Source organism: Paraburkholderia fungorum, assembly GCF_046027215.1.
Classification (GTDB): Bacteria; Pseudomonadota; Gammaproteobacteria; order Burkholderiales; family Burkholderiaceae; genus Paraburkholderia; species Paraburkholderia fungorum_D.
Window position 1 is genome coordinate 1,533,773 of record NZ_JAQQEN010000001.1, and the last position, 15,000, is coordinate 1,548,772.

The following is a 15,000-nucleotide window of genomic DNA, read 5'->3' on the forward strand; positions in this document are numbered from 1 at the left end:
GATGAACTGAGCGTACGTTTGCAAATAGTTTTTCGCATCGGCGGAGGCGCCCGATAGTCGGTTGCGCTCTGTGTACACTTTCGTTTCCTGGACCTTTACCGCGTCATGACATCCCGTTATCCAATCCCGCCGAACGAAATCGAACTGACAGCAGTGCGCGCGCAAGGAGCGGGCGGTCAGAACGTCAACAAGGTTTCAAGCGCTATTCATTTGCGTTTCGACGTGCAGGCTTCGTCGTTGCCGGAGGTGTTGAAGATGCGCCTGCTCGCGCTTTCCGATCACAGGCTTACACGCGACGGGGTCGTGATCATCAAGGCACAGGAACATCGCACGCAGGAGATGAACCGCGCGGCGGCGCTGGCGCGGCTCGATGAACTGATCGAAAGCGTGAGCGTCACCCGTAAGCCGCGTGTCGCAACCCGGCCGACGCGTGCGTCGAATCGGCGCCGGCTCGATGGCAAGGCCAGACGCAGCGAGATCAAATCCGGCCGCGGCCGGGTGGACGATTAAAGGCGCGGCAACGGCTCAACACGTCAGCACGCTCAGGTGAGCCTTACGGATTCAGCGCTTGCTGCCCCGGCCGGCCGGACGCGCAGTTGGCGGCGCTGGGGTCGGCACGAAGTCGACACACAGGACATGCGTACCGCCATGCTCGAACGCGATCGCGGCCGTGTAGCAGTCTTCGCCGTCGGCCAGCGAATAGTGCGGCCCCATCATCGCAACGCGGCCCGGTGCGGCCAGCGCATGCTTGAAATAGGCACGCCTCGACCAGTTGCTGTGCGCGTTGGAATAGAGCGGCGCGAGCCGCAACGGCGGCGGCGGCAACGAGGCGGCCGCCACGGACGGCTGGGTCTGTTCGCCCTGACCGTCGGTGATGAACACCCGGCGCGCTTCGCGCAGATGCCACACGTTCTGCGCGGCCTGGCGCAGATCGCCGGTGGTCCTGAACGTTTCCACAGCGGCGAGCACCGCTTCAGCGAAACCTTCGAAGCCTAGTCGGCCGTGGCTCGCATGGGCGCGTTCGTAGTCGGCGAACCTGCTCCACATCGACTCGACCATCGCCGGCACTTTGGCGCACGCTTCCTGGACCGATCCCTTCGGTTGGCCGAGCCAGAAACCCTGTACGAAATCGACGTCGGCCTGCATCAGGATCATCAGTTCTTCATCGGTTTCAACACCTTCGGCCAGCACCAGCGTGCCGGACTGATGCAGCATCGCGATCAGGTGGCCGATCATCGAGTCGTCGCCTTCGCGCTTGCCGGCGCGCGCGACCAGCGAGCGGTCGAGCTTGACGATGTCGGGGCGAAAGCGCCACACCCGGTCGAAATTCGAAAAGCCGGTGCCGAAGTCGTCGATCGCGATCAGGAAGTCGCGCGGTTGAGACGCCGCAAGCATGCTGGCGACGGCGGATTCATCGTCGGCGGGCTGCTCGAGCACCTCGATCACAATGCGCTCCTGCGGCAGGCCGAAGTGCGCCGACAATTCGTCGATAAAGGTGCGCTGCGGCCAGCCGGTTTCGAACACCTGCGGGCGGGTGTTCAGAAATAGCCAGCCGGTGCTGATGCCTTGCTCCATGAAATTCGCCACATGCAGGCAACGCGCGATGCGGTCGAGTTCGCGCGCGTCGGCCGCCGAGCGGGTGCCCGAGAAGAGCACCTCGGGCGACACCGGCAAGCCAACCGGATCGAATGCCCGCAACAGTCCCTCGTAGCCGACCACGCACTGATGCGTGACCGACAGCACCGGCTGGAACACGCTGTGCAGCGTCAGCGCGCGCCACGTCGCCGTCCATCCGGACTCGTCCCGGACCAGATGCGGGAGCAGACCGTTCAGGGTCAATTCGCTGACGGTCGGCATAAGGGCGGGCATGAGAGCGGGCATAGGGGCATCACAGCAAGCGGGTGACGGGGCGCGCAAACAGACTTTGCGCGAGACTTTGCGCGCGACGGGTACACAACCCAGACCTCGGCAGGGTGATGCGGGCAAAGCCCGGGAACGCGGAGAGCAATGCCAGCCATGCTGGGCTCCGGCGAATGAGTCAAAACCAGTCTAGCAGTTCGGACTTCGCATGAATGTGCGGGTTATCACAGACGCGGGCAAGGGTTCGGTGCGCGGAAAACCACGGCGGCGCGCCGATCGGACAATGCGCCTGGGGCGTCGCGCGTCGTGGTTTGCCTTGTTCTGGCACGCGATGGCCTCACGCGCAACCGATGGAATCAATCGCCCGTATGAAGCCGAGCGTAGCAGGGCGGCAAGTGGCCGCCCGCCAAACTCCAGGCAAGGACGGTGCTCAGACGTTTTGCGCAGTCGCAGCATGTTTTTTATCGGGCGACGGGCGCGGGCGGACGCGGATTCTCTCCTCCCGCGCGTGCCTGCCAGCAGGGCCGGCGGGCCGCAGGTATGCTGCTGCTTTTCCTGAAAACAGAGGTCAAAGCATGGCGGAAATCGCGGTGGTGGCAATCTCGGTCGCGAAGCCGGGTTATGAAGAGCAATTGCGTGAAGCGCTCGAAGGCATCGTCGGGCCGACACGCAAGGAACAGGGCGCGCTTCAGTACGACCTGCATCGCGACGTTCAGGAGCCGCGCCGGTTCGTGTTTGTCGAGCGTTGGGAAAGCCAGGAGGCGCTGGCGACGCACGCCCGGTCCGCGCATATCGCGGCGTACAGGAAGGCGGCGGTGGACTGGATCGAGCACGCGGAAATTCGCGTCGTGGCGAAGATTTCGTGATTCGTGACGGGGCGAGGCGTCTTTGCTTGCGCTTCTGGGCGCGTCGCAGAGGCGCGCGAGGGTGGGCAGTGGCGAGTAAGGGTGACGAAAGGCGACTTAAAGGCCACTAAAGGCGAGCGAAGCGTCCGGCCGGATCCGATCAGCGCGGCGCTCGCCGTCCAGCTTTAGTGAGTCGCTTGCGGCACGTCGAGAATCAGGATGATGGTCCAGTCGGCGTCGCCATCATGATGATATTGGCGCTCCGCAACAATGAATGGCTGCTGCTTGCCATCAGGGCCAAGAAACAGCACGTCACCTTCCATCGGCAGACACTCGACGGGCGGCAGCGCAAGGAACGCTTCCTGACCGCCGCGCGGCATCAGTTTTTCGATTTTGCGAGATGCTGCTTCAGTCCATTCGATATCAAGCTGGATATTGCTCATGCTGTCCTCCGCACCAAGGTGCGCACGGGTTAGGGGGATTCCGGCGGGGCCGGTCGGTGCGCGACTTTAGCATACCGTCAGGCTGACGCAGCGTGCCTTGGGCGCCGCCTCTGCGCGCCCCTCGCCGATCCGCTGCGAATCCATTAGACGACAAAAAAGCCGAAACCGGCGGTGCCGGCTTCGGCTTTTCACCCCAAGCGCGGGGTGATGATGCACCTGAGCGCGCCTGCAGCTTACGAGCTGGCAGCCATCGGCTTGGCGGCCTTCTTGTGCGGCGCTGCCTTGTGATGGTGGGCGGGCATGGCCGGCGCGCTTTCCATTGCCTGTTGCCGGTTTTGCAAATCTTGCGCACGTTGCTCGACGTCGGCGGCCTTGGCCGGATCGGTGCTCATCATGACGCCGTTGTCCTGCGCATAAGCCGCGCCCGTTACGGCACTGAGGGAAACCAGGATCGCCAGGGACACTTTCTTCATCGTTACCTCCGCAGAGTGGTTGTGGACCCGAGTATTTGCCTGTCCAGTCGGAAAGACAATGCATTCTAGCCAGCAATATCCGCTCCAGCGGATCTTTTGTAACCGCAATGACAATTAGTTACATCTTGTTACGCGTGGCCGCCACCGCGGCCATTCGTGGCCGCGTGGATAACCTTCGAGCGAGTTGCGGGTAGTGCCGCAAACATTCGCATCTCTAAATAAATCGCGATCGGCATCGCGCGGCAGTGTCAGAACCACCCGAGTGCACAATAGACATGAAATTGTGCAATCCCAATCAGTTCGTGCAGCGCGACCTCCGCACTCTTCAGATTCTCGTAGCGTGGCAGGATTCCAAGGCGTGCGCGCCGCGCGCTCGAGATAAGCGGTTGCGGCGCCATACCGAAGCGGTGGAAGTCGAGCAGCGCACGCGGCATGTGATACGCGGAAGTGACGAGTATCACGGAGTCGTAACGTGAGCCCCCGACAATGGCTGAAACATTGCGCGCGTTCTCATAAGTCGTGCGGCTGCGATTTTCCAGCACGATATCCGCGCGCGGCACCTGTTCGCGCAACAGGTAGGGCAGATAGGTGTCGGCTTCGGTCGCGGGATGCCGCTGCGGATTGCCGCCGCTCACGATCACTTCGCACGTTGCCGCCGCGCGTTTGCAGGCGGCATAGGAGTGCGCGCTCGCGTCGATGCGTGCAATCACATCGCGCGGCGGGACGAGCATGTCCTGGTCGTTAAATTCGGTGCCCCCGCCCAGCATGACGATCGCGGTGCGCGGCGCGAAAATTGCGGGGGGTGTACTGATCTGCCGGGATGGCTGTGCCAGTTCAAGCAACGGCGCGGTGAGCCAGCCGGCGGCGAGTAGCCAGAACAGGGCAAGCGTGCCTATCACCAGGGGGCGGCGGGCGCGCTTCCATAGCACGATTACTGCAAAAAAAAGCGCTAATAAAGTGAATAGAATCAATTTAAATGGGGTAACGTATGTCTTTCGGGACAAATCTACGGGCTTGCTATCGCGCCGCAGCGGTTGCATCGTCGGGCTCGCAGACAGAACGCTACCATGCCGTTCAGACGGGGGTTCCGGAAAAAGAGACCAGGCAGCACCTGGCGGAAAACGGCCGCACTCCAGCAGCCGGCTTCCAGCCACGGGCGGGTGCTACGCGCGTCACTGGTGGCGCGGTGACGTGTTGGGCAGAGATGTGTCATGGCTGCACTTTAAGAAAGAAGTGAGATGACCACGTATTCCAACGAAGCGGTACTTGAAGCGCTGAGGCGGGCGCAATATCGCCAGGTCCCATGGGCCAGACGTCCGGGCGTATTCCAATATCTTCGCGCGCTCGGCTTGATGGACACCGTTCGGCAGCGCACTGTCGCGCCGGCTCCGGGTTTTCATGCACCTGTCGACATCGCCGTCCTGACTGATCGAGGTAGGGCCGAATTCGCCCGCCTTGCACATGACGAACGTCTGTTGAGCTGGACGGCGCAGCGAATGAACGACTACGTCGTTGCTACAGCCGAAGCGCGGCCTGCCGCCGCTCTCGAAGCGCGGCCGTAGGTTCGCTGGACGGACACGCCGATTTTCCAGCCGCCTCATGCGGCCGGTGGTGATTTTTTCGCTCGCGCTAACGCGCGTGGGTACTGCGCGTGCCGGGGTTGCCGTCCGCGCAAAAAAAAGCCCGTATCACGAGGATACGGGCGTACCGGAATTACTACTGCCACGCTGTGCTAATGGCGTAAATCAGACTGATGCAATGGCAGGTGGTTCCCCGGATCGCGGCCATTCGTTCAATGATCTTCAATTTGCACCGCAATGCGTACTTTCGCCGCGCTGGGCGGCTCGGCGCATGCGGCCGTGCGTCCACCAGGCATGCCCGGCGTGCTTGACATCTAGCGTCGCCGGGTCGGATCTTCGCGCTGCGGATCTGGCCGCGCACGCACGTTACTGGCAATATCGCCACGCAAGTCGCCGCGCGGCGTTGGCGGTGTGAAGTCGCGTCTACGCGTTTCGCTTTGCGAGGCTTGAACCGAGGCCGTGCGATCTGGCCGCCAGTTCCAGCCCTGCGGGCGCTCCTGAGCGAGCGCCGGTGCGGCCATTAATGAAACGACAATGCCGCACAGAAGCAGTGACATTGGTTTCATGCTGAGCTCCCGTCAAGCCGGATTCACGGCCTGTTTGCATACTCATACGGTATGCCGAGTAGCGAAAGCACGCTGTAAGTAATGGTAAATGGATGTTTCATCCCAACCGCCGGCCGCTCCGGTTGTCCGAAGCGGGGCGGGCCAGTCCAGTGAAGGAAGCGGAACGGGACGACTACGATGGGCGCGCGGGAATGCGGTGCCCATAACGGGTCCGGCAGGCGTCGAGTGACGGCGCACGGTGGCCCTGATACACGCCGGGCGCCCGCAGGCGCCCGGAAGTAAAGCAATTTGCGTCAGGCCATTTTGACCGGCGCGCGCCACGATTCCGGATTGGTCCAGAACGCGCCGCGCAGGCGGTCGCGGCTCGGCGGTGCCGGCGGCTTCGCGGCAGTCGCGCCAATGCGTCCGCGCAGCGAAATTTCGCGGCCGCTCGTGCCCAGTCGCTTAACTATTTCGGCGAGCGTACCATCGGCTTGCCATTCGTCGAAACGACGGCGGCAAGTCGGCGGTGACGGATAGCGGCCGGGCAGCTTGGACCAGCCTTCGCCGGTCGACAGCACCCAAAGCACGGCATTGACAACCGCGCGTGCTTCCACGCGTGGCCGACCGCGCCGTTCGCTCCGTGCTGGCTCCGCACAGAACAACGCCTCGACCAGCGCCCACTCGTTGTCTCTCAAATCGTCGAACAGCATCATGTTTCACCTCAGCGAAGCTAACTCCGGTGCGCTGCCCCGCGCCGCGCACTCTCCATGCACTCGATAGGCGAGTGCCAAGGAGGGTCGGGCTTGCCACGGTTCTGCTATGCAGTCAGAAGTCATGGCGCCGACCCTTGTGTGCATCTAAATGCAGGAAGTGTGCCAAGTTAAGTCCAACCGCCAGAAAGCCCCATGACAGCGGGCCAGCGCGGGCGCTAGCTAGGGGCGTATAAGAATCCAAAAAACCCATCTCGCAAATCGGGACAATCACCAATCTTGTGCAATCAGGCCCGACCAACGTGCGTTTGCGCCTTATTGCTGCATTGCAGCGAGCTGATCGAAAACCACTTCGGTGCGGCATTTAGCCCTACAATGCGCATCAAATGCGGTTATTGATGAGGCTGGTAAATGAATGTGACGCTGCGTCAGCTAAGGGTTTTCATTGAGGTTGCCCGTCTACAGAGCTTCAGCCGGGCAGGCGATGAAATCGGCCTGACACAATCGGCGGTCAGCCGTTGCGTGCGTGAACTGGAAGGCGAAATCGGTCTCAAGCTAATCGACCGCACCACACGCGAGGTGCAACTCACGGACGTCGGGGGCAATCTGGTGTCGAGCGTGTCGCGTCTGCTGACGGATCTGGACGACGCGTTGCGCGAGATCCGCGAAATCGGCGAGCAACGCCGCGGACGCGTGGTGGTGGCCGCCAGCCCCACCGTCGCCTGCCGGCTGATGCCCGGCGTGGTGGCGGCGTGCGGGCGGCAGTTCCCATTCATCACGATGGTTTTGCGCGATGACGTGCAAAGCGACGTGGTGCGCAAGGTCAAGTCGGGCGAAGTCGACTTTGGCGTGATCATCGGCCCGTTTTCAGCGGATGACCTGCTCAGCGAGTCGCTGATGACCGACTCGTTTTGCGTGGTCTCGCGCGACGACCACCCGCTGGCGGCGCGGGATCAGGTTGCATGGACGGATCTCGAGGGCCAGCGGCTCGTCATGCTCGACTATGCGTCCGGCAGCCGGCCGATCATCGACGCCGTGATGCAGGAGCATGGCGTAAGCGCCACGGTGGTGCAGGAGTTGGGGCATTCGGCGACCGTTTTTGGGCTCGTCGAAGCGGGCGTCGGCGTGAGCGTGCTGCCTTGGCTGGCGTTGCCTTTGCCGGCGGACGCCTCGCTGGTGGCGCGGCCGCTGGTGCCGCGCGCGGAGCGCACGGTCGAACTGGTGCGGCGGCGCGACCGCTCGCTGTCGCCGGCGGCGGAGGCGGTGTGGGGCCTGATCCGCCAATTGCCGGCACGCGCCGAAGATCTGAACTGAGCGCCCTTTGCTGTCAGGCAGCGCGGGGGCGTCGGCGGCAGCTTCGCCGTCCCCGAACCAGGCGGCACGCTAAACTGTCGCGATTTCCTGCGTCACCTTTGTGACTCGTCACCCGTGTGGATATCTCGATGAGCGAATTGGATCTGCCTGTGCCGTCCGTCCCGAATGCGCGCGATGCCGTGCGTGCGCTGCGTCCTTCGCAGATTCGTGAAGTTGCCAATGCCGGCTTTGGCGTCGACGACGTGCTGCCGTTCTGGTTCGGCGAGTCCGACCGGGTCACGCCGGCTTTTATCCGCGACGCGGCCAGCGCCGCGCTGGCCGCCGGCGCAACCTTCTATACCCACAACCTGGGCATTGCGCCGTTGCGCGCGGCGCTTGCGGGCTACGTCAGCGGACTGCACGGGGCGACCTCGCCGGACCAGATCGCCGTGACGAGCGCGGGCGTCAATGCGTTGATGCTGGCGGCGCAACTGGTGGTGGGCGCGGGCGACCGCGTCGTTGCCGTGACGCCGTTGTGGCCCAACCTGGTCGAAATCCCGAAGATTCTCGGTGCGCATGTCGAAACCATCGCGCTGGGCTATGGTGAACTCGGCTGGCAACTCGATCTCGAGCAATTGCTGGCGGCGCTGACGCCTGACACGAAAATGCTGCTCGTCAACTCGCCGAACAATCCGACCGGCTGGGTGATGAGCCGCGACGAGCAGCGCGCTGTGTTGGCGCATTGCCGCCGCCACGGCATCTGGATCGTCGCCGACGAGGTTTACGAGCGCCTGTATTATGCGGACGCCAGTCCCGCCACGAGCGGCGCGCAAGCGCGCACGGCACCGTCGTTTCTCGATCTGGCCGCGCGCGATGAGCACGTGATCTGCGTGAATTCGTTCTCGAAGGCATGGCTGATGACCGGCTGGCGCCTCGGCTGGATCGTCGCGCCGGCCGGATTGATGGACGATCTTGGCAAGCTGGTGGAGTACAACACCTCGTGTGCGCCGGCATTCGTGCAGCAGGCGGGCATTGTGGCCGTCGAGCAGGGCGAGCGCTTCACGCAGGAACTGGTGCTCGATCTGAAGGCGTCACGCGACCATCTGGTGAGGGCGCTGTCCGCGCTGCCGGGGATCGACGTGAAGGCGCCGCCCGGCGCGATGTATCTGTTTTTCTCGATGCCGGGTGCGACGCGCAGTCTCGAACTTTGCAAGGCGATGGTGCGGGAAGTGGGTCTCGGCGTGGCGCCGGGCAGCGCGTTCGGCCCGCAGGGCGAAGGCTTCGTGCGTTGGTGCTACGCCTGCGACACGGCGCGGCTGGACGCGGGTGTCGAGCGGCTGAAACGGTTCCTGGCACAGCACGGCGCGCGTTGAACCGACGTGGCGCGGCTGGCAAAGGCGGATTGACAGGAGCGGATCAAGGTCGGATTTCGTCCGCTTTTGTGCCTGGGCAGGCGTGTCAAGGCATGGCTGGAAAATGCGCCGGGGATTTCAACTTTACGCACCGATTGTTTTTGCGTAATATGGCGCTCAGTCACGCGATTCCTTTCAGGAATATCGCTGCTCCGTCCGGCTGGGTTTGGCTCGATTGCCTGTTTCGCCTCCCCCCGGTGCGTGCTCCCATCAATATGACCGATCAGAATCGGGCGAGCGCGTCTTCAGTTCCACATCGTCTGTTTGATCCGGTTCTTTGACCCTAACTCATAAGGTCGACCTGGCTGCATGAATACCCAAGAGGCGAAGATCGTCCTCGAGACTGCCTTGATCTGCGCGCAGGAGCCGTTAAAGCTCGGCGAGCTGCGCAAGCTCTTTGCCGACGGCGTGTCGGCAGACACTGTACGCACATTGCTCGAAGACCTTAAGCAGGACTGGTCCGGGCGTGGTGTGGAACTGGTTGGGCTGGCGTCGGGCTGGCGCTTTCAAAGCAAGCCCGCGATGCGTTCGTACCTGGATCGTTTGCATCCTGAGAAACCGCCGAAATATTCGCGCGCGGTGCTCGAGACGCTGGCGATCATTGCGTACCGGCAACCGGTCACACGCGGCGATATCGAAGAGATTCGCGGCGTCACGGTGAACACGCAGGTCGTGAAGCAACTCGAGGATCGGGGCTGGATCGAAGTGATCGGCCATCGTGACGTGCCGGGTCGTCCGGCGCTTTACGCGACCACCCGGCAGTTTCTCGACGACCTCGGTTTGAGGGCGCTCGACGAATTGCCGCCGCTGGCCGATCCGTCGGCGCAGCTGAATGCGGAGTTGCTCGGCCAGCATGCGATCGAATTCGCCGACGTCGAGGCCGTGCAGGCGTTGATAGCGGACGAAGGCGGCACGCTCGAGGCAGATGCCGCGGCGGTGGAATCCGTCGCCGCAAGCGCGAATGGCGAGGGGCCGGAAGTCGGGCCCGCGGCAGACGAGGGTGAGCCGGGCGAGTTCGCGAATGCAGCGAGTCACGCCGATAGCAACCGAGTTGAGTTCGACGCGGCGGCAGGAACGGAAATCGCTGAAGAAGATGCAGCGCCGGCACCGGCCCACCCGCAGCACGTTGAACCGCAAGTCGGCGCCGCCGAGCCTGCAATGAATCAAGATCCGGCCTCCCAGGCCGATCTGGCAACACCCGCGCACGACTCGGGCGTACTCCGCGATACGGAGCACGCCGCCGAGCCGAACCCGACCATGGCGGCGCACGGCGATCACGAAGATCGCCGCGATGCCGCTCAGGACGCAGGCATTCTGACCGACGACGAACCCGAGTCGCGCAGCGCCTGACGTAACCGAACTTTTTTTGCCGCGCCCGCAATGGGCGCGCGCGACCTGACATTTTGAGGTTGTTTTGACACATACCCACGACACCGATTCGTCCGAATCCGAGCGCGCCGTGCCGTCGGCGCGCGCCGACGAAGCGCGCACCACGCAAGCGTCGGGAGGCGAGAGCGAGCGCCCGGCGCAGACCACGGAAGCAGACGGTGAAGACCGTCCGCGCCGCGGCCTGCGTCGCGGTCCGCGCAGCCTGATCGCGCGGCGCCGTTCCGGAGCGAAGACGAAGGGCGCGGAAGGCGCACCAGCGCAGGGCGCGCCGGTTGTCACCGAGACGCCGCCGGACGGCGAGGTGGCCGCGCAGGTGCGCACGCCGCGCAAGGACGCGGGTGCCAAGGGCCAAGGGCCGCGTCGCAATGCGGGCGGCGCGAAGCGCGAGGGTGGTCAGCGTGAAGGCCAACGTGAAGGCCAGCGCGACGGCGCGCGTGGCGAGCGTCAGCCGCGCGAAGGCGGGCAGCGTCAGAATCGCCGCGGCGGCGAAGCGCCGGTGGCTGTTGCAACTGAGGCGGCTCCGGACGATCTGTTTTCCTACGTCACGTCGCCCGCATTCGATGCGGACAACAGCACCACCGGCGGCGTGCGCGCCCCGATGCTGCGCCGTGGCAAGCCGGCGGCGCCCAAGCGCGTGCTGGCAGCGGACGACGACGCGCCGAAGCTGCACAAGGTGCTGGCCGAAGCCGGCATGGGCTCGCGCCGTGATATGGAAGAGCTGATCGTGGCCGGCCGGGTGTCGGTGAATGGCGAGCCGGCTCACATCGGCCAGCGCATCATGCCGACCGACCAGGTTCGCATCAACGGCAAGCCGGTCAAGCGCAAGCTGGCCAACAAACCGCCGCGCGTGCTGCTGTACCACAAACCGACCGGCGAAATCGTCAGCCACGCTGACCCGGAAGGCCGCCCGTCGGTGTTCGACAAGCTGCCGCCTATGAAGACCGCGAAGTGGCTCGCAGTCGGCCGCCTCGACTTCAACACGGAAGGTCTGCTGATGCTGACCACCTCCGGCGATCTGGCCAACCGTTTCATGCATCCGCGTTATAGCGTCGAGCGTGAATACGCGGTGCGCGTGGTCGGTGAGCTGGCCGAAGGGATGCGCCAGAAACTGTTGCACGGCGTCGAGCTGGAAGACGGCCCGGCGAATTTTCTGCGTATCCGCGACGGCGGCGGCGAAGGCACCAATCATTGGTATCACGTCGCACTCGCCGAAGGGCGTAATCGCGAAGTGCGTCGTATGTTTGAAGCGGCGGGCCTGATGGTCAGCCGCCTGATCCGTACGCGTCATGGCGCGATTTCCCTGCCGAAGGGCTTGAAGCGCGGCCGCTGGGAAGAACTCGAAGACAATCAGGTGCGCGCGCTGATGGCGTCGGTCGGCCTGAAGGCGCCGACAGAAGAGAAGGGTGGCCGCAGAGAGGCGCCGGAGCGTAAGCAGCCAGACCCGATGCAGACGTCGATGGGCTTTATCAGCCGTGAACCGGTGCTGATGTCGCACGGCCGTTTCGACCAGCAGCAGCCACGCGGCCAAGGCCGACGCGGTGCGGCGGGCGCTGGTGGTTTCGGCGGCGGCGGTTCGGGCGGCGGCTTTGGTGGCGGCTACGGCAATCGCGGCGCTGCCCGTGGCGCCGGCGGCGGCTTCAGCGGCCCGATGGGCGGCGGCGCCGGCGGCGCGGGTGGTCCGCGCGGCGGCCGTGGCGACGTCGACGGCAATCGTGCGCCGTCGGGCAATGGAAATCGCGCGGCTGGCGGCGGTAAGCGCGTCGGCGGCAGTGGCGCCAATCCGGGCAGCGGCGGCGGCAACCGCGGGCCGGGCGGCAATCGCGGCGCCAATGCCAACCGCGCCGGTGGCGGCACCCCGAATGCGGGCGGCGCCAATCGCGGCAGCGGCGCGCCACGTGGCCGTTCCCGAGGTCGTTAAGCGGCTGTGGCTGGCTTTGCCAGCGTGACATCTGCCCGCTGATCGTTCTTGAACGAGCCAGCGAGGCCGCCATTGGAATCGAATCGATTAACGAGCGCCGCTGGTTTCATGTAACGCATAAACCGCGGCGTGCGCAAAAAGTAGGGGCAGAAGTTCTTGGTCCCGCTTGTCCGGCGCGGGTCGGAGGCGGCGCGAGCCGACTTGCAAAAGGCCCAAACCGCCGCCATATCGTTGAAGATTCCCATGAAATCAAGCGGAAATGCGCTTCGTACGGCGTTCTGCGGTTTGCGTTTGCCCCGAAAAATGGCTACAATCGCGGAGTCGCTGGGCGTGCGGCTTTTCATGTGCGGCTCAGGTGCGACCACCGGTAATAAGATGATGGGCGTTTAGCCCATTTTTTTTTGCCGCTCAGTTCTCAGTGGTTCGGCATCTCGGGTAGCACGAACGTGCGCCGGCTTGGCGCGCGGCCCGCATTGGTGTTTGCAGACAAACCCGGCAGGTCTCGCCGCGCGAACATCTTAGAGGGCACTGTGCAACTGACGGAACTGATTGAAACCACGGTCGTGGGACTCGGCTACGAGCTCGTCGATCTCGAGCGCACTGGGCGCGGCATGTTGTGTATTTATATCGACCAGCCGGCCGGCATCGCGATCGAAGACTGCGAGAAAGTCACGCGTCAGCTCCAGCACGTTCTGACGGTCGAAAATATCGATTACGAGCGGCTTGAAGTATCGTCGCCGGGTCTCGACCGCCCGCTGAAAAAACTGGCGGATTTCGAACGCTTCGCAGGCAGCGAAGTGGTAATCACATTGAAAAAGCCATTGGACGGACGAAAATCGTACCGGGGCATTCTGCATGCTCCGCAAGGCGAGACGATCGGTCTGGAATTTGAAGGGAAGGAAGGCGCCGCGATGCTCGATTTCACCGTCGCGGATATCGATAAGGCACGCCTCGTTCCGAAAGTTGACTTTAGGAGTCGCAAACAATGAGTCGCGAAGTGTTGATGCTGGTGGATGCGCTGGCACGCGAGAAGAACGTCGATAAAGACGTGGTATTTGCCGCGCTCGAGGCGGCCCTCGCTTCGGCCTCCAAGAAACTCTTCGAAGAAGACGCGGACATCCGCGTCCAGATCGACCGTGAAAGCGGCGAGCACGAAACGTTTCGCCGCTGGAAAGTGGTGCCGGACGAAGCTGGCCTGCAAGAGCCGGATCAGGAAATCCTGCTGTTCGAAGCGCGGGAGCAGAAGCCGGAAATCCAGCTCGACGAGTTCATCGAGGAACCGGTGCCGTCGATCGAATTCGGCCGTATCGGCGCGCAGGCCGCCAAGCAGGTGATCCTGCAGAAGGTGCGCGACGCTGAACGCGAGCAGATCCTGAACGACTTCCTCGAGCGCGGCGAGCACATCATGACCGGCTCGGTGAAGCGCCTGGACAAGGGCAACTTCATCGTCGAAACCGGCCGTGTCGAAGCGCTGCTGCGCCGCGACCAGCTGATTCCGAAGGAAAATCTGCGCGTGGGCGACCGCGTGCGCGCCTATATTGCGAAGGTCGATCGCACCGCTCGCGGTCCGCAGATCGAACTGTCGCGTACGGCGCCCGAATTCCTGATGAAGCTGTTCGAAATGGAAGTGCCGGAAATCGAACAGGGTCTGCTGGAAATCAAGGCAGCGGCGCGCGATCCGGGCGTACGCGCCAAGATCGGCGTGGTCGCTTACGACAAGCGCATCGATCCGATCGGCACTTGCGTCGGCATTCGCGGTTCGCGCGTGCAGGCAGTGCGTAACGAGCTCGGTGGCGAAAACGTCGACATCGTGCTATGGTCGGAAGATCCCGCTCAGTTTGTGATCGGCGCGCTCGCGCCGGCAGCCGTCCAGTCGATCGTCGTCGATGAAGAAAAGCATTCGATGGACGTCGTCGTAGACGAAAACGAACTGGCGGTCGCGATCGGCCGCAGCGGCCAGAACGTGCGTCTTGCCAGCGAGTTGACCGGCTGGCAGATCAACATCATGACGCCGGACGAATCTGCGCAGAAGCAGAATCAGGAGCGCGGCGTACTGCGTGACCTGTTCATGGCGCGTCTCGATGTCGATGAAGAAGTTGCCGACATCCTGATCGACGAAGGCTTTACGAGCCTCGAAGAGATCGCTTATGTGCCGCTCAACGAGATGCTCGAAATCGAGGCATTCGACGAAGACACCGTTCACGAACTGCGTAATCGCTCGCGCGATGCGTTGTTGACGTTGGCGATCGCGAATGAAGAAAAGGTCGAGAATGTTGCACTCGACCTGAAGAGCCTGGACGGTATGGATGCCGACCTGCTCGCCAGGCTTGCCGAACATCAGATCCAGACGCGCGACGAACTCGCCGAGCTGGCTGTGGATGAACTGGTCGAGATGACCGGAATGGAAGAGGATGCCGCTAAGGCGTTGATCATGAAAGCACGTGAACACTGGTTCCAGTGAGAAATGACCATGGCGCACTAAATTGAACGCGGCCGTCAGGCCGCATGACCCGATGCTAACCGCAAGGA

The 15,000-nt window shown here is 63.5% G+C and carries 15 protein-coding genes and 1 pseudogene; 9 read left to right on the plus strand and 7 right to left on the minus strand.

All coding sequences use genetic code 11. The features are described from left to right. Nucleotides 1-105: 105 nt before the first annotated feature. A complete protein-coding gene (gene arfB, locus PQR27_RS06830) occupies nucleotides 106-510 on the plus strand; it encodes an alternative ribosome rescue aminoacyl-tRNA hydrolase ArfB (protein WP_408522955.1) in 405 nt (134 codons plus the stop codon). Nucleotides 511-561: 51 nt separating this feature from the next. Here the strand turns inward: arfB and PQR27_RS06835 are convergent, their stop codons facing one another. Beyond that, the gene (locus PQR27_RS06835; RefSeq protein WP_408525430.1) at nucleotides 562-1,857 is read right to left on the minus strand and encodes an EAL domain-containing protein; all 1,296 of its coding nucleotides are present in this window, start codon (nucleotides 1,855-1,857) and stop codon (nucleotides 562-564) included. A gap of 578 nt (nucleotides 1,858-2,435) precedes the next feature. On the opposite strand from PQR27_RS06835, the gene PQR27_RS06840 reads away from it, so the two are divergent. Next, on the plus strand, nucleotides 2,436-2,726 hold the full coding sequence (locus PQR27_RS06840) for a putative quinol monooxygenase (protein ID WP_408522956.1): 291 nt from the start codon (nucleotides 2,436-2,438) through the stop codon (nucleotides 2,724-2,726). Nucleotides 2,727-2,890: 164 nt separating this feature from the next. Here the strand turns inward: PQR27_RS06840 and PQR27_RS06845 are convergent, their stop codons facing one another. The 3 genes from PQR27_RS06845 to PQR27_RS06855 all read right to left on the minus strand — a co-directional run bounded on the left by PQR27_RS06845 (nucleotide 2,891) and on the right by PQR27_RS06855 (nucleotide 4,592). Continuing rightward, a complete protein-coding gene (locus tag PQR27_RS06845; RefSeq protein ID WP_007182306.1) occupies nucleotides 2,891-3,148 on the minus strand; it encodes a hypothetical protein in 258 nt (85 codons plus the stop codon). A gap of 233 nt (nucleotides 3,149-3,381) precedes the next feature. After that, on the minus strand, nucleotides 3,382-3,621 hold the full coding sequence (locus tag PQR27_RS06850) for a hypothetical protein (protein WP_408522957.1): 240 nt from the start codon (nucleotides 3,619-3,621) through the stop codon (nucleotides 3,382-3,384). Nucleotides 3,622-3,869: 248 nt separating this feature from the next. Beyond that, nucleotides 3,870-4,592 (minus strand): YdcF family protein, encoded by a 723-nt coding sequence (locus PQR27_RS06855; RefSeq protein ID WP_408522958.1) that lies wholly within the window; start codon nucleotides 4,590-4,592, stop codon nucleotides 3,870-3,872. A gap of 267 nt (nucleotides 4,593-4,859) precedes the next feature. Between PQR27_RS06855 and PQR27_RS06860 the strand changes: the two genes are divergently transcribed. Continuing rightward, entirely contained in the window at nucleotides 4,860-5,183 is a 324-nt protein-coding gene (locus tag PQR27_RS06860; RefSeq protein ID WP_408522959.1) for a hypothetical protein, read from the plus strand. Nucleotides 5,184-5,515: 332 nt separating this feature from the next. Here the strand turns inward: PQR27_RS06860 and PQR27_RS06865 are convergent, their stop codons facing one another. Together PQR27_RS06865 and PQR27_RS06870 are read right to left on the minus strand one after the other, a co-directional pair. Next, the gene (locus PQR27_RS06865) at nucleotides 5,516-5,767 is read right to left on the minus strand and encodes a hypothetical protein (protein ID WP_408522960.1); all 252 of its coding nucleotides are present in this window, start codon (nucleotides 5,765-5,767) and stop codon (nucleotides 5,516-5,518) included. A 296-nt stretch (nucleotides 5,768-6,063) separates the two neighbouring features. Next, a pseudogene (locus PQR27_RS06870) lies at nucleotides 6,064-6,459 on the minus strand (transposase); the annotation flags it as partial. A gap of 411 nt (nucleotides 6,460-6,870) precedes the next feature. On the opposite strand from PQR27_RS06870, the gene PQR27_RS06875 reads away from it, so the two are divergent. From PQR27_RS06875 to rluB, 4 genes are all read left to right on the plus strand, one after another. After that, nucleotides 6,871-7,773: a LysR family transcriptional regulator gene (locus PQR27_RS06875; RefSeq protein ID WP_408522961.1), complete on the plus strand. Its 903-nt coding sequence runs from the start codon at nucleotides 6,871-6,873 to the stop codon at nucleotides 7,771-7,773. Nucleotides 7,774-7,901: 128 nt separating this feature from the next. Further along, nucleotides 7,902-9,125: a pyridoxal phosphate-dependent aminotransferase gene (locus PQR27_RS06880; RefSeq protein ID WP_408522962.1), complete on the plus strand. Its 1,224-nt coding sequence runs from the start codon at nucleotides 7,902-7,904 to the stop codon at nucleotides 9,123-9,125. Between the two features lie 348 nt (nucleotides 9,126-9,473). After that, on the plus strand, nucleotides 9,474-10,514 hold the full coding sequence (gene scpB / locus PQR27_RS06885) for an SMC-Scp complex subunit ScpB (RefSeq protein WP_408522963.1): 1,041 nt from the start codon (nucleotides 9,474-9,476) through the stop codon (nucleotides 10,512-10,514). A 64-nt stretch (nucleotides 10,515-10,578) separates the two neighbouring features. After that, nucleotides 10,579-12,471, plus strand: coding sequence for a 23S rRNA pseudouridine(2605) synthase RluB (gene rluB, locus PQR27_RS06890; protein ID WP_408522964.1), 1,893 nt, complete (start codon nucleotides 10,579-10,581; stop codon nucleotides 12,469-12,471). Here rluB and PQR27_RS06895 read toward each other — a convergent pair. Then, the gene (locus PQR27_RS06895; RefSeq protein ID WP_408522965.1) at nucleotides 12,468-12,815 is read right to left on the minus strand and encodes a hypothetical protein; all 348 of its coding nucleotides are present in this window, start codon (nucleotides 12,813-12,815) and stop codon (nucleotides 12,468-12,470) included. The genes rluB and PQR27_RS06895 overlap by 4 nt on opposite strands. Nucleotides 12,816-13,001: 186 nt before the next feature. On the opposite strand from PQR27_RS06895, the gene rimP reads away from it, so the two are divergent. Beyond that, entirely contained in the window at nucleotides 13,002-13,460 is a 459-nt protein-coding gene (rimP, locus tag PQR27_RS06900) for a ribosome maturation factor RimP (RefSeq protein WP_028199738.1), read from the plus strand. Next, nucleotides 13,457-14,932 carry a transcription termination factor NusA gene (gene nusA, locus PQR27_RS06905; RefSeq protein WP_408522967.1) on the plus strand — a complete coding sequence of 492 codons (1,476 nt, stop codon included), beginning with the start codon at nucleotides 13,457-13,459 and terminating at the stop codon, nucleotides 14,930-14,932. The genes rimP and nusA overlap by 4 nt, the downstream gene beginning before the upstream one ends. Nucleotides 14,933-15,000 lie beyond the last annotated feature (68 nt).